The 14,011-nt window shown below is 68.6% G+C and carries 9 protein-coding genes; 4 read left to right on the top strand and 5 right to left on the bottom strand.

Annotated elements, in window-relative coordinates; genetic code table 11:
* Positions 1–152: 152 nt before the first annotated feature.
* The 4 genes from DDF67_RS02245 to DDF67_RS02260 all read left to right on the top strand — a co-directional run bounded on the left by DDF67_RS02245 (position 153) and on the right by DDF67_RS02260 (position 5,769).
* Complete coding sequence (locus tag DDF67_RS02245; RefSeq protein WP_109099337.1) at positions 153–1,403, top strand: rhamnogalacturonan acetylesterase; 1,251 nt, start codon at positions 153–155, stop codon at positions 1,401–1,403.
* Positions 1,404–1,411: 8 nt separating this feature from the next.
* Entirely contained in the window at positions 1,412–2,383 is a 972-nt protein-coding gene (locus DDF67_RS02250) for an alpha/beta hydrolase (protein ID WP_109099338.1), read from the top strand.
* On the top strand, positions 2,380–3,822 hold the full coding sequence (locus tag DDF67_RS02255; protein ID WP_109099339.1) for a rhamnogalacturonidase: 1,443 nt from the start codon (positions 2,380–2,382) through the stop codon (positions 3,820–3,822). The genes DDF67_RS02250 and DDF67_RS02255 overlap by 4 nt, the downstream gene beginning before the upstream one ends.
* 138 nt (positions 3,823–3,960) lie before the next feature.
* On the top strand, positions 3,961–5,769 hold the full coding sequence (locus tag DDF67_RS02260) for a hybrid sensor histidine kinase/response regulator (RefSeq protein WP_158277973.1): 1,809 nt from the start codon (positions 3,961–3,963) through the stop codon (positions 5,767–5,769).
* A gap of 289 nt (positions 5,770–6,058) precedes the next feature.
* Here DDF67_RS02260 and DDF67_RS02265 read toward each other — a convergent pair whose 3' ends face one another.
* From DDF67_RS02265 to DDF67_RS02285, 5 genes are all read right to left on the bottom strand, one after another.
* A complete protein-coding gene (locus tag DDF67_RS02265) occupies positions 6,059–7,684 on the bottom strand; it encodes an MFS transporter (RefSeq protein ID WP_109099341.1) in 1,626 nt (541 codons plus the stop codon).
* Positions 7,685–7,772: 88 nt separating this feature from the next.
* Entirely contained in the window at positions 7,773–8,882 is a 1,110-nt protein-coding gene (gene bglB / locus DDF67_RS02270) for a beta-galactosidase BglB (RefSeq protein ID WP_109099342.1), read from the bottom strand.
* 40 nt (positions 8,883–8,922) lie between these two features.
* Positions 8,923–12,714 carry a beta-galactosidase gene (locus DDF67_RS02275; protein WP_233247507.1) on the bottom strand — a complete coding sequence of 1,264 codons (3,792 nt, stop codon included), beginning with the start codon at positions 12,712–12,714 and terminating at the stop codon, positions 8,923–8,925.
* Between the two features lie 5 nt (positions 12,715–12,719).
* The gene (gene rhaM, locus DDF67_RS02280) at positions 12,720–13,055 is read right to left on the bottom strand and encodes an L-rhamnose mutarotase (RefSeq protein ID WP_109099344.1); all 336 of its coding nucleotides are present in this window, start codon (positions 13,053–13,055) and stop codon (positions 12,720–12,722) included.
* 29 nt (positions 13,056–13,084) lie between these two features.
* Positions 13,085–13,990, bottom strand: a complete 906-nt coding sequence (locus tag DDF67_RS02285; RefSeq protein ID WP_109099345.1) for an amidohydrolase family protein — start codon at positions 13,988–13,990, stop codon at positions 13,085–13,087.
* Positions 13,991–14,011: the final 21 nt, after the last annotated feature.

Genomic DNA, 14,011 nt, shown 5'->3' on the forward strand with positions numbered 1-14,011 from the left:
GCGGTAGCCTGTGGATGGGATGGCGATTAAGTCCCACATCGTGGTTCGTGGTGGCGATATGTGAAATATCTTGCGTCCGCGCCCGTTCTTCGGGATGGTCGCGCCCAGAATGACGGTCGCGGATCGCGCGGCCAAGGGGGAGGCGGACGAGGATGCAGCCTGGGCGACGCAGTGTTCTGGCCGGTCTGCTGCTGGCCCCCGCGACCGCCGCCGCGGCGCTGGAGACTCAGATGACCGCCCGCAGGTTCGACTTCACCGCCAAGCCGCGCGAGGGCTTCACGCCCGTCGCCGCCGATCGCCTGTATGACGCCGCCAGCGGCCATGGCTTCGAGCCGGGGCAGGGGCGCTCGTTCTCGGTCGCCGTGCCCGAGGGCGACTGGCGCGTGACGCTGGAGGTCGAGGGCGGCGCAGACCTGACCGTGAAGGTCGAATCCCGCCGGCTGGCGGCCGAGCAGGTCCGCACCCAGGCCAAGGAGCGCCGCGAGGTGGTGTTCGTGGCCAACACCCGCAACGCCGCCCTGCCGCCGCCGCCGAAGAACGCCCCGGGCGGGACCGAGGTGATCCTCAATCCGCGCGAGAAGGGCACGCCCAACTGGGACGACAGGCTGACCGTCGAGTTCTGCGGTCCGGCCCCGAAGGTGGCGCGGATGACGATCGAGCCGGCCAGCGTGCCGCGCGTCTTCCTGCTGGGCGACTCCACCGTCACCGACCAGCCGTTCGAGCCGGCCGCCGGCTGGGGCCAGATGCTGCCCAGGTTCTTCGCCCCGACCGTGTCGGTGGCCAGTCATGCCGAGTCCGGCGAGACGATGAAGTCGTTCCTGATGGAGCATCGGCTGGACAAGGTGCTGAGCCAGACGCGGGCCGGCGATTTCGCCCTGATCCAGTTCGGCCACAACGACCAGAAGGAAAACTGGCCCCAGACCTATGTGGCGGCCGACAGCACCTATCGCGACTATCTCAAGGCCTATGTGGGCGAGTTCCGGCGCCGGAAGGCCACGCCCGTGCTGCTGACCTCGATGCACCGCCGGCGGTTCGACGAGGCGGGCAGGATCATCAACACCCACGGCGACTATCCGGCCGCGGTGCTGGCCGTGGGCAAGGCGCTCGGCGTGCCGGTCATCGACCTGGCGGCCATGAGCAAGGCCTTCTACGAGGCGCTGGGCCCCAAGGAGTCGCCCAAGGCCTTCGCGGACGGCGGCAAGGACATCACCCACCACAACAACTACGGCGCCTACGAACTTGCGCGGTGCGTCGTGGAGGGGATCCGGGCGGGCGTTCCGGAGCTGGCGCGCCATCTTGCGGCCGACGCCGGGAGGTTCGATCCGGGCAAGCCGACGCCGCCCGACAGTTTCGTCATGGCTCCCAGCGCGGCCCGCAGCAACGCGGCCCTGCGCGGCAACTGAGGTATCCGATGATCGACCGTCGCTCCCTGCTGGCCCTGGCCGGCGCGACCGCGGCCAGCCCGGCCCTGGCCCAGTCCACCCAGGCGACTCCGGCCGTGAAGCCGTCCCTGGAGATCCGTCCGATCTGGCCGGGCAAGGCCCCGGGCGGCGAGAAGGTCACCGTCAGGGAGCAGGTGATCCTGCGCACCCCGGGCGGCGATCCCAACGACACGGCCTTCCTCAACATCACCGACCCGGTGCTGATGATGCGGCGGCCGGAAAAGCCAAACGGGGCTGCGATCCTGATGATCCCGGGCGGCGGCTACAAGCGCGTGGCGGTCAGCAAGGCCGGCGGGGCGATCGACAGGTGGATCGCCGACCAGGGCGTCACCGCCTTCGTCATGATCTACCGCCTGCCGGCCGACGGCTGGGCGGCGGGGCCGGACGTGGCGCTGCAGGACGCCCAGCGGGCCATCCGCATCATCCGCTCGCGGGCCGGCGAGCTGGGCCTGGATCCGGCGCGCGTGGGCGTGATGGGCTTCTCGGCGGGCGGGCATCTGGCCGGCCGGCTGTCGACCCAGTTCAAGCGCGACACCTACGCGCCGATCGACGCCATCGACACGCTGTCCTCCCGGCCGTCGGTGGCGGGGCTGTTCTATCCGGTGGTGACCATGCAGGCGCCGTTCGCGCACGGCGCCTCGATGAAGGAGCTGCTGGCGGGCGACGCCTCGGACGCGCGCCGCAGGGCCGCCTCGCTGGAGCTGGACGTGCCGGCCGACACGCCGCCGACCTTCATCGCCACCGCCGCCGACGACAAGGTGGTGCCGGCCGACAATTCCCTGCTGCTCTACTCGGCCCTGCGCGCCGCGGGCGTGCCCAGCGAGCTGCACATGTTCGAGAAGGGCGGCCACGGCTTCGGCGTGACCGGTCCACAGGGCATGGACATGGGCTGGCCGCAGCTTCTGCCGCCGTTCCTGCGCCGCCACGGCCTCTACACGTGATCCTCGACGTCACGACCTTCGGCGCGAAGGGCGACGGGCAGGCGCTGGACACCGACGCGATCAACGCCGCCATTGCGGCCGCATCCAAGGCCGGCGGCGGGGTCGTGAGCCTGCCGGCGGGGCGCTATCTGTGCTTCTCGATCAGGCTGGCCAGCGGGGTGACGCTGAAGCTGAAGGAGGGATGCGTTCTTATCGCCGCCGATCCGGCGCGGCACGGCGGGGCCTATGACCCGCCGGAGGACAATCCGCACGACCTCTACCAGGACTTCGGCCACAGCTACTGGCGCAACAGCCTGGTCTGGGGCGAGGACCTGGAGGACGTGACGATCGAAGGCCCCGGCCGCATCGACGGCGAGGGCCTGACCCGCGAGGGGCCGGGCTCGCGCTGGCGCCGGCAGGCGGGCGAGTTTCCGCTGAGCATGGTCGGGCTGTCGGCCGAGGCGATGGCGGAGCTCGTGCCCGAGCGGGCGGCGATGATCGGCCAGGGCAACAAGGCGATCGGGCTGAAGCGCTGCCGGAACGTCCGTCTCTCGGGCTTCACGCTGGTCCGGGGCGGGCACTTCGCGGTGCTGGCCACGGGTTGCGAGAACCTGACGATCGAAAACCTGCTGGTCGACACCAACCGGGACGGTCTGGACATCGACGGCTGCACGCGCGTGCGCATCGCCGGCTGCCGGGTCAACACGCCCAACGACGACGCCATCGTGCTCAAGGCCTCGATGGCCTTGGGGCAAGCGCTGCCGACGCAGGATGTCGAGATCACTGGCTGCCACGTCTCGGGCTTTGACCCGGGCACGGTGCTGGACGGCACGCTGGGGCGCGAGCAGCAAATCTCGCCCGACCAGGACCGGGTGACCGGCCGCATCAAGATCGGCACCGAGAGCAACGGCGACTTCCGCCGCATCCGCATCCGGGACTGCGTGCTGGAGCGCTCGCGCGGGCTGGCCCTGGAAACCGTCGACGGCGGGACCATCGAGGACGTCGAGATCGAGAACGTGCGGCTGGTGGAGATGACCAGTTCGCCGCTGTTCCTGCGGCTGGGCGCGCGGCTGCGCGGGCCGGAGGGAACCAGGCCCGGCGCGCTGCGGCGGGTGAGCGTGCGCAACCTTCACGGCGAAGGGGCTTTCGCCGACCTGCCGGTGATCCTGGCGGGCCTGGCCGAGCATCCGATCGAGGACGTGCGGCTGGAGACCCTGACCCTGTCTTTCCTGGGCGGGGCGGGAGAGGCGGGCGTCGAGCCGGCGCAGCTGGAGGACGCCTATCCCGAGCCGCGGATGTTCGGCGATCCGCCGGCCTGGGGCCTGTGGGCGCGGCACGTGCGAGGCCTGACGATCGATGGCCTGACGCTGAGCGCAAATCCCGACGCCCGTGCGGCCGCGCGTATCGACGGCGAGGCCGTGGCGCTGGACGATCTCGGCGCGTGGACGGGTGCGGCCTAGCGTCGCGATGAACGTCGGCAGGCAAAGGGAGTCTTCGATTTTAGCACCTTGGCCGCCTAGATGAGCGACAAGGAACGGGATCGAGCCGTTTCGATCCGGCGTGACGTCGACCCTGGGGCCATGTTTCTAGCCAAGTTCGTGAGAACCGTTGCGACTGTCGTGCTGGCCGCGCTGATGGCGGTGACGACGGACTACTGCGTCAACATCCTGGTCCTCCAGCGGGCCGAGGTGTTCACGCCGTGGATGACGATGACCATCGTGGTCATCGTGGGCGGGCCTCTGTTCTACTTCCTGCACAGCCAGCGCCTGAACCTGAAGGCCGCCAAGCTGGACCTCTCGCGCAGCCTGAAGATCCAGCGGCAGACGGCCGAGGAGGCCGAACGTCGCCGCCGCGAGGCCGAGCAGACCCTGTCGCGCCTGCGCGAGCACGAGTCGCTGTACCGCATCCTGGCCAACAACCTCACCGACGCCCTGTCGATGTGGTGGCCGGACGGGCGGCGCCGCTACAACTCGCCGGCCATCGAGCGGCTGACGGGCTACACCCCCGCCGAGTTCCTGGTCGCGCCTAACCTGCTGGGCGTCAGTGACGAGGACGGAGCCAAGGCCGTGGCGGCCATCCGCACGCTGCAGACCCCCAGCGACAGCAGCACGCTGGAGTACCAGTTCCTGCGCAAGGACGGCCAGGCGATCTGGATCGAGAGCACCTATTCGCTGGTGCCCAAGGAAGAGGGCGGGGGCTTCATCGCCACCAGCCGCGACATCACCGAGCGCAAGCGCCTGGCGCAGGAGCTGGCGACGGCCGCGCACCAGGCCCAGGCGGCGGCCGCGGCCAAGGCCGACTTCCTGGCCAACATGACCCACGAGCTGCGCACGCCGCTGACGGCGATCATCGGCTTTTCGGGCCTCCTGCGGCAGTCCTCGGCCCTGGCCGAGACCGACGCGCGCCAGGTGCGGCTGATCCACGAGGCCAGCAACACCCTGCTGGGCGTGATCAACGACGTGCTCGACTTCTCGCGCCTGGAGGCGGGGCTGGAGTTCGACGCCGAACCGTTCAAGCCGTGCGAGATCGCCCGCTCGGCCGCGGCCCTGATCGAGAGCCAGGCCCAGGCCAACGGCCTGCCGGTGCTGATCGAGTTCGGCCAGGGGCTCAAGCCCCTGCTGGGCGACGCGGCGCGGGTGAACCAGGTGCTGCTGAACTTCCTGTCCAACGCGGTGAAGTTCACCAGCGAGGGGCAGATCGTCATCAGCGTCAGCCAGGAGCCGTCGCCGGTCGGCCAGCGCCTGCGGATGGCGGTGCGCGACAGCGGCATCGGCCTGCCCGACGACATGCACGAGGCGGTGTTCGAGCGCTTCATCCAGGCCGACGCGGGCGTCTCGCGGCGGTTCGGCGGCACGGGTCTGGGCCTGGCGATCTGCAAGCGGATCATCGAGGCCATGGGTGGACAGATCGGCGTCGAGAGCGCGCCGGGGCGCGGCTCGACCTTCTGGTTCGAGGTCGAGCTGCCGGTCACCGAGACCGTGGCCAACGACCTGCCGGCCGCGCCGCAGCCGGCGGCGCTGGAGCGGCCCGTGCGGCTGCTGCTGGTCGAGGACAACGCCGCCAATCGCGAGCTGATCGGCGCGCTGCTGGCGCCGTTCGACGTCGAGGTTGAGACCGCCGTCGACGGGGTGGGGGCGGTCGACGCCTTCAAGGCCGGCAAGGCCTACGACCTCGTGCTGATGGACGTGCAGATGCCGGTGATGGACGGCCTGACCGCCACGCGCCGCATCCGCGCGCTGGAGCCGATGGGCATGCGCACGCCGATCGTGGCCATGACCGCCAACGTCCTGCCCGAACAGGTGGCCACCTGCATGGCCGCGGGCATGGACGACCACCTGGGTAAGCCGATCAATCCTGGCCGGCTGCTGGAGATGGTGGCGCGGTGGGGACAGGCGCAGGCGGCTTGAGATCCTCCCCCTGAAGGGGGAGGTGTCGGCGAAGCCGACGGAGGGGGACGTGGTCTGTGAGCCAGCGGCCGCCTTATCGTCAGCAGTTACTTCCCCCTCCGGCCCTCCGGGCCACCTCCCCCTTCGGGGGGAGGGTCGTCGTGGCTCCCTTCCCCCTTGATGGGGGAAGGGCCGGGGATGGGGGTGACCACGGCGCTGGGTCTTGAAACGAAAATGGGGGCGGAACGCGCGGTTCCACCCCCATCCCAACCCTTCCCCCCATCAAGGGGGAAGGGCTCTAGTTTCGTGATCAGTTGATGTCCGGGATCTGGTCGCTGGTGACCGAGGGCTTGGCTTTCTCGCCGCGGCCCCAGAGGCGTTCGTATTTCCAGCCGGTGAGGTCCTCGACGATGGCCTTGGACTCGGGGGTCTCGGCCTCGGTGGCGCCGGCGCGCAGGCGTTCGACCTCGTGGACCAGGACCTCGTGGGTCCTGGCGTTGAGGCGGAACTTCCACGAGATGATCATGCCCGTGACCATCACCAGGATCGGGCCGCCGACCATGATCAGCACCAGGGTGTGGATCGCCTGCGGGGTCTGCTGGACCACCTGGCCCTTGCCGCCCGAGACGAAGCCGCCCAGGCCCAGCAGGGTTGTGGTCAGCAGGATGGCGCCCGACTGGGCGATCTTGCGCACGAAGGTCATGACGCCGGCGAAGATGCCCTCGCGGCGCTGGCCGGTGACCGCCTCGTCGACGTCGGGGAGGTAGTTGTAGACGCCCCAGGGCACGAAGTTCAGCGTGCCGCGGCCCAGGCCCGCAAGGATGATCGGCAGGAACAGCCAGAACAGGACCGTGGGGTTGAAGCCCGAACCGGCCGCGTTGAAGATGTTGCCGTGCAGCCCCTCGACGCCCGCGGCGAAGCCGGCCGGCCTGACGAGGTAGAAGCCCAGGAACAGCAGCAGGGCCGCGCTGACGAAGGCGATGGCCATGCGGTAGGCCGCCGTCGGGCCGGTCTTAATGATCACGCGGATGGCGATCATCACCGAGATCAGCTGGGCGAAGTACATCATCGTCATCGCCTGGGAGATCACCAGGGTCGAGCCGACCATCACCGTGGCCACGAACAGCGGGAAGGCGGTGTTGAAGATGTCCTGGCTGATGTAGCCGCCCAGATAGAGCGACAGGTGCTGGCGGAAGGCCTTCAGCTTCAGCGTCGAGAACAGGTCGCGGAACATGTTGACCGGGATCAGCGCCGCCTTGCCCCAGTCCATGGGTTCGGGCTGGATCAGCTTTTCCTCGTCGGTGTAGGGGCGTTCCCAGGTGAACAGCACCACCAGCACGACGACCAGGCTGAACAGGCCGCCGAAGATGGCCGCCATGATCAGGAAGGTATTGGAGCTGTCCTTGCCGCCGAAGTTGTTGATGATCAGCGTGGGCAGGTACGAGGCCAGGATCGCCGAGCTTTGGGCGATCAGCATGCGGGCACCCGCGAACTTGGCCTTCTCCTTGTAATCCTTCGTCATTTCCGCCGCGAGGGTTTCCCACGGGATCAGGAACATCGTGTAGACGAACTCGAAGAAGATGAAGGTCACCAGGTAGTAGGTGAAGGTCTGGCCCGAGACGAAGATCAGGGCGAAGCTGGGCAGCAGCGGGATGGTCAGCAGCAGGAAGATCTTCCGCCGCCCGACCTTGCGGCCGATCCAGGTGTGGCGCAGGTTGTCGGAGATGTAGCCGATCAGCGGGCAGGTGATCGCTTCCAGCAGGCGCGGAAGGCCCAGGATCAGGCCGGTCTCGACCGGCGACAGTCCGCAGAAGGTGATGAAGAAGTAGGCCAGCCAGCCGGTGATCACGGCTTGCGCGCCGGCCCCCAGCATGTCGCCGGAGCCCCAGCCCCAATAGTTGATCCAGGACGGTTTGCGGGCGTCTGGCGTGGCCATGTGCGTCTCATTCCCAAGAGGAGGGGGTCTTGTCGCCCCCAAGTCCGGTCCGGCGATGGGCCGGACCGGATTAGTTCGGAGGCGGCGCCTAGATGAAGGCGCGCTGGAATTCGCCCAGAGCCAGCATGGCCAGCGACTGGCCGTACGGCATCGAGGTCAGCGGGATGTCCTTGTAGCCCTGGATCGTGTCGAACACCGGGGTGCCGAACGAGACCTGCTGCAGTTCGCCGGCGTCGTCGATATTGGCCAGCACGCCCTTGATGGCGCGGATGGCGACGGCTTCGTATTCCTTGCCGATGTAGCGCTTGCGGACGGCCTTAAGCACGCCGTAGGCGAAGCCGGCCGTGGCCGAGGCTTCAAGGTACGAGGTCTTGTCGTTGATGATCGTGTGCCACAGACCGGTTTCCTGGTCCTGGTATTCGGTCAGGGCCTTGATCTGGGCTTCCAGGGCGTCGATCAGGAAGGCGCGCAGGCCGTCGCCCGGCTTCAGGTCGAGCAGCTCGATGAACTCCGGGATGGCGATCGTCACCCAGCAGTTCCCGCGGGCCCACAGGGCGTCGGCGAAGTTGTGACGGCCCTCGAAGGTCCAGCCGTGGAACCACAGGCCGGTCTTGCGGTCGGCCAGGTACTTGATGTGGACCATGAACTGGCGCTTGGCCTCCTCGACGAAGTCGGGGCGGTCGAGCAGCAGGCCGATCTTGGCCAGCGGCAGCACGCTCATCATCAGCGTGTCGTCCCACAGCTGCTGCGGGTTCTCGCTGTTGAAGACGATGTGCTGGAAGCCGCCTTCCTCGGTGCGCGGACCCTCGTACATGACGTAGTCGGCCCAGGTCTCGAGGTAGGGGATGTAGGTGTGGTCGCCGGTGGCCTCGTAGAGGTAGGCCAGGGTCAGGAACGGCGAGACCGTGTTGATGTTCTTGGTCGGCGTGCCGGCCTCGAAGCGGTCGGCGAACCACTTGGTCATGATGTCGAAGGCGCGCTCGTCGCCGTACATCTCGTACTGCTTCCACAGGCCGTAGAGGCCCACGCCGTGGGTCCACTCCCAGTCGTTCCAGCCCTTGGTGTCGATGACGCGGCCGTCGTCGAGACGCAGCAGGAATTCGCCGGTCTCGTCGGTGATGTCGACGAGGTTGCTGATCAGAAGCGCGATCTTGGCCTTGACGTCCTTGGCCTCGATGCCGTGTGCGAGATTGGGCACGGTAGTCTCCTAAAGGGTAGGTCTTGAGGTAGGCGGGGGCCTACTGCTTGTAGTTCGGCGCGGGGACGCGGGCGACGGGCACGCCGCCTTCCACGTTGCGCAGCACTTCCAGTTTGACCGCTTCCAGGGCGTCGCCGGGGGCGCCGTCGCTGGTTACGGCCAGGGCGATGGTGTTCTTGCCGTGCGGATCGACGATGCCGTTGGGCAGGACGAAGGTCCGCTGCGGGCCGACGTGGGCGATGAACTGGCCCATGTTCCAGCCATTGACGAAGATCAGCACGCGATAGCGGCCGGGCGAGCGCGGGGTCTTCGGATCGCCGATCGTCAGGCCCAGCGTCACGTCCTGGTCCTTGGGCAGGGCCAGGTCGAAGTTGGTGCGATACCAGGTGGTGCCGGCGTAGGGCGTGGTCGCGGCCATGTCGGCCTTCTGCCAGGCCTGGTCGGGGAAGCCCGGCAGGTGCCAGCCCATCCGCTCGCCGTACTGGCCGCCTTCGTTCATCGGGCCGCGCACCGGATCGGCGATGTCCTCGCCGCCCTTGTTGCCCTGGATCTTCCAGCTGATCGGCACGGCGAAGCTGTAGCTGGTGGGGCTCGACAGCGAGGCCGAGACCAGGCCGCGGGCTTCCTTGTGGAAGTCGTCGGCGTCGAGGTCCCAGTTGTGGCCGTTGTTGCGCACCATCACCGACAGTACGTGCTCGCCGTCGCCGCGCAGGTCTTCCGGCAGCTTGAAGGTCGCCACGCCCGTGGTGATCGGGCGGGGCAGGCCGCCGTCCAGCTCGTGCTGGCCCAGGAACTTGCCGTCCAGCCAGACCTGCAGCATCCCCGCGCCGCCGGCGCCGTAGTGCAGGGTCAGGGTGTCGATGTCGGCGCGGCCCTTGTAGCGGCCGCGATACCAGACGTCGCCGTGGTGGAAGCCGTGGGTGCTCATGTCGAGCGCCGGCTGGCCCGTCGGCGGACGCACGGTGGAGCCGCCGCGCTTGCCCTCGGCCTTGGCCCAGGCGCTGTCGTCGAAGGCCGGATCCGACTCCGGCGAGCCGGCGGCGGTCTTCCAGTCGAGCCTGGCCAGGTCGGGCACGGTGACGGCGGCGGGGCCGGCCAGCGGCTTGGACGCCAGCAGCGAGCCCGAAGCCGTGGCCTTGGCGGCGACGGCCGCGCCGTTCCAGCGGACGGACTTCACGCCCTTGGGGGCGAAGACTTCCAGGGCGCTCTGCGTCTCGGTGTCGCCGGTCAGAGACAGGACCGCGCCCTTGACGGCGGCGGTGCGCACGAGGCCGGGGCCGCGCTGCAGGGTGGGCCCGGCGGCGGTGTCCTGGCGCCAGAAGGTCTGGCCCGTGGCTTCATCCGCCAGCAGCAGCACGAGCGGCGGACGGCCGCCGCCGGTGACGCGCACGCGGGCCAGGCCCGCGTGCTGGTAGGAGAGCTTCAGGTCGCCCTTGGCGGCGTCGAAGCTCGACGACACCTGGCCTTCCAGCACCTCGACCTTGGGGGCCTCGGCGTAGCGCAGGACCGTCTCGCCCGCCTCGCCGGCGCGGCCGTACATCAAGGCCAGGTCGCCGCCGTTCCAGGGCAGGTGGGTCTGGATCTCGGAGGTCGAATAGACCAGCCGCTGACCGCCCAGATCGTAGCTGGCCATCAGCATCTTGCTGTCCTGGCCCTTGATCCGCGAGGGGACCACGTACTCGCCGTCGCGGGTCTTGACCTTGAAGGTGAAGGCCTCGTCGCCAGTGGCGCTGCTGGGGTTGTGGATCACCACATAGAGGTGGCTGCCGGTCTCGGCGTTGACGTTGTGATAGACGCGGACCTTGTCGTTCGACGGAACGACGGCCTCGCCCTTGTCCATGCGGCGCAGGTCGGTGACCGTGTTCAGGAACTGGCCCATCTGCTTCATGACGCGGGCCTTGTCGCGCAGGCCCCGGGTCTCGTCGATGGCCGAGCCGTAGTCGTAGGAGCTGAACACCACCGGGGCCGGCGACCAGCCCCACGAGGTGCCGCCATAGGTCATGTAGAAGCTCTGGATCGTCAGGCCGTTGGCGATGTTGGTTCCGTAGAACACCCGCTGGTAGCCGACGCCGCGATGGATGGCGGTGCAGTCGTAGTCGCCGTTGCTGCCCCAGTAGTCGAACCAGCCGCCGCCGAACTCGGCCGCGAAGCCGGGGGTATTGGGGCTGGCCGAGGCGCCGCCCTTGGCCCCGCCGGCGCCGTAGAGGCCCCAGTCGGGCGCCACGCCGGGCGAGGAGGGGGTTGAGTCGACCTTGCACGAGCCGCCCGGGTAGCCGTCGAAGGCGTAGAGGTCGGTCGGGCCTTCGACCGCGCCGGGCACGTTGGAGCCCTTGGGCACCCAGTAGCCGTTGCGGCCCTTGTCGTTGTGGAACAGCGGGACGGTGATCCCATCCGCGCGGGCCTTGTCGGCCAGCCACTGCATGTAGCGCTGCTGCGGGGCGCCCACGACGTCGAGCTCGTTCTCGATCTGGTGGGCGATGACCGTGCCCTGGCCGGTGGTCAGCTGGTGGCGGGCGATGACCTTGTTGATCTGGCTCAGCCACTCGTCGGCGGCCTGGATGTATTCCGGCGCGTCGGTGCGGGCGCGGGCCTGCTGGTTGACCAGGTGGCCGGGGAAGCCGCCGCGCGTCAGCTCGGCGTTCACGTACGGGCCGGCGCGGGTGATGACGTAGAGGCCTTCTTCCTTGGCCATGGTCAGCACGCGATCCATGTCGCGGATGCCCGAGAAGTCGTAGACCCCCTGCTTGGGCGAGTGGTAGCCCCAGTCGATGTAGATGGCGACGGTGTTGTAGCCGCTGGCCTTCATCTTCTGGAGGATGTCGCGCCACAGGTCGGGGCTGGGCACGCGGAAGGGATGGAACTCGCCGCCCCACGAATAGATGCGCTCGCCGTCGACCTTCAGGGAGTACTTGTCCCAGGTGATCTTGTGGGCTTCGGCCGGCTTGGCCGCGACCGCCTGGTCGCCGCCTTCCTTCAGCACGGTGAAGTGGCGCACCGTGCCCGACAGCTCGGGCAGTTCCTTCTTGGGCGTCCAGGTGCGGAAGCCGTCGGTGCTGTCGGAGTACCAGTAGCGCTTGGCCATGTACTCGTCGAAATAGATGCGCCAGGCGCCTTCGGGCGTGCGCGTTAGGGCGGGGCCCTCGAGGAACTTGCCCCAGCCGGCCCAGTCGCCGCCGCCCTTGACCTGCCAGGGGCCGTCCAGCGACGGGGCGGTCAGGAGCTCGATGAACTTGGTGGTCTCGTTCTTGGCGAAGGCCTGGTACTGCGAGCCCTCGCGCACGACGAAGGCGTCGATGTAGTTGGGGCCCATGCCCGACAGCGGGCGCGGCGCGCTCCAGCTGGCGAGGTCGGCGTCCTGCGCCGTGATCCGGTAAGGCTGGAACTGCCCGGCGATGCCCGTGGTCGAGACCGACAGGATCAGGTGCTCGGAGCCGTCGGCGTCGACGAACCACTCCGGCGCCCAGGTGTTGGTCGAGGCCGGCACATCGACGGTGACGTCCCGCAGGAACGTCCAGTCGACCAGGTCCTTGCTGCGGGCCAGGCCTATGGTGTTGCTGGTCCAGCCGGTGGTGTAGGCGACGTAGTAGAAGCCGTCCTTGCGCTTGATGACGCTGGGATCGCGGATCAGCCCCTTGGGCGGGGTGTAGGCCAGCGGCTTCTGCAGGGTGAAGCGCGAGCCGTCGACCGAGTCGTACACGCTCATGTTCGACTGGCTGGCGTTGGTGAACGCCGTCATGACGTAGCGCGTCGGCTCGGCCGCAGTCGCGCCGGACAGGGCGGTCGTGGCGAGCAGGGCGGCGGCGAGGCCGAAGAGGGCGGGACGCTTGATCACTGGTTTCAGCCCTCGAAGTAGAAGACGGGCTTGAGCGGCCATTCGACCGGCTTATTGTCCGGATGGACGTCCATCAGGTCGGCCATGAAGTCCCACCAGCGCTTCATCACCGGCTGCAGGGGCAGGGCGTCCTTGTTGTTGTCCGGCTTCAGGCGAAGCACGGCGAACAGGCTCATGGTCTCTTCGTCGAGGAAGATCGAATAGTCGTAGATGCCGGCGCTGCGCAGCGCTTCGGCGAGGTCCGGCCACAGCTCGTCGTGACGGCGCTCGTACTCGGCGGCGACGCCGGGCTTCAATTGCATGCGGAAGGCGATCGGGCGGCCTTCGGTCAGCGTGCTCATGGTTTCCTCCTGGCGTCGTTTCTTGGTTTTCAGGCGATGCGGTAGACGGCGGCGGCCGAGCCGGCGAACAGGCGCTCGCGTTCGGCGTCGCTGAAGCTGGCCGTGATGGCGTCATAGGCGCTGTAGAAGGCGTCGAAGGAGCCGTGCACCTTCTCGACCGGGAAGTTGCTGGCGAACATGGTCCGCTCCACGCCGAAGGTCTCGATGACCTCGAGGACGAACGGGCGCAGGCTTTCCACCGTCCAGGCGCGGTCGACCATGGCCAGGCCCGAGACCTTGCAGGAGACGTTCGGACGCTTGGCCAGCGTCGCCAGGCCCGCGCGCCAGAGCGCCAGGCCGTCCTCGTCGCGGTCGGTCGGCATGCCGGCGTGGTTGACCACCAGCGGAATGTCGGGATGGGCGTCGGCCAGGGCCGCGGCCGTCGCCATCTGCGAGGGATAGAGCTGCAGGTCGAACGACAGGCCGTACCTGGCCAGCAGGCTAAAGCCCGCGCGCCACTGGTCGTTCAGCAGCAGGTCGGACGGGCCGTAGGTCTTGGCCGGGTCCTTGTGAAAATTGACGATCTGGCGGATGCCGCGCACGTGGGGCCGCGAGGCGTGCGCCTCCAGCAGGGCCTCGACGGCGGGATCGTCCAGGTTGGCGCCGGCGACGATGGCCCCGATGGGGGCGCCGGCGGCGATCAGGCCTTCCAGCCAGTCGGTCTCGGAAAGCTGCTTGTCGGTCGGCAGGCCGCACTCGACGTGGACCAGGCGTTGGACGCGCCAGGGCAGGGCGTCGGCGGCGTAGTCGGCGGGCAGGTAGTTCTTGCCGGCGATCATGGCCATGTCGCCCGCCGGGTTGCCCGGCAGGGGAACGTCCTGCAGCCACGAATAGTAGTGCTTGTCGAGATCCCACAGGTGCATGTGGGCGTCGATGATCGGACCCGCGTACGCCATGCCTGTCCCCTTGGGCTCGTG

Origin of the sequence: Caulobacter endophyticus (genome assembly GCF_003116815.1) — a bacterium.
Classification (GTDB): domain Bacteria; phylum Pseudomonadota; class Alphaproteobacteria; order Caulobacterales; family Caulobacteraceae; genus Caulobacter; species Caulobacter endophyticus.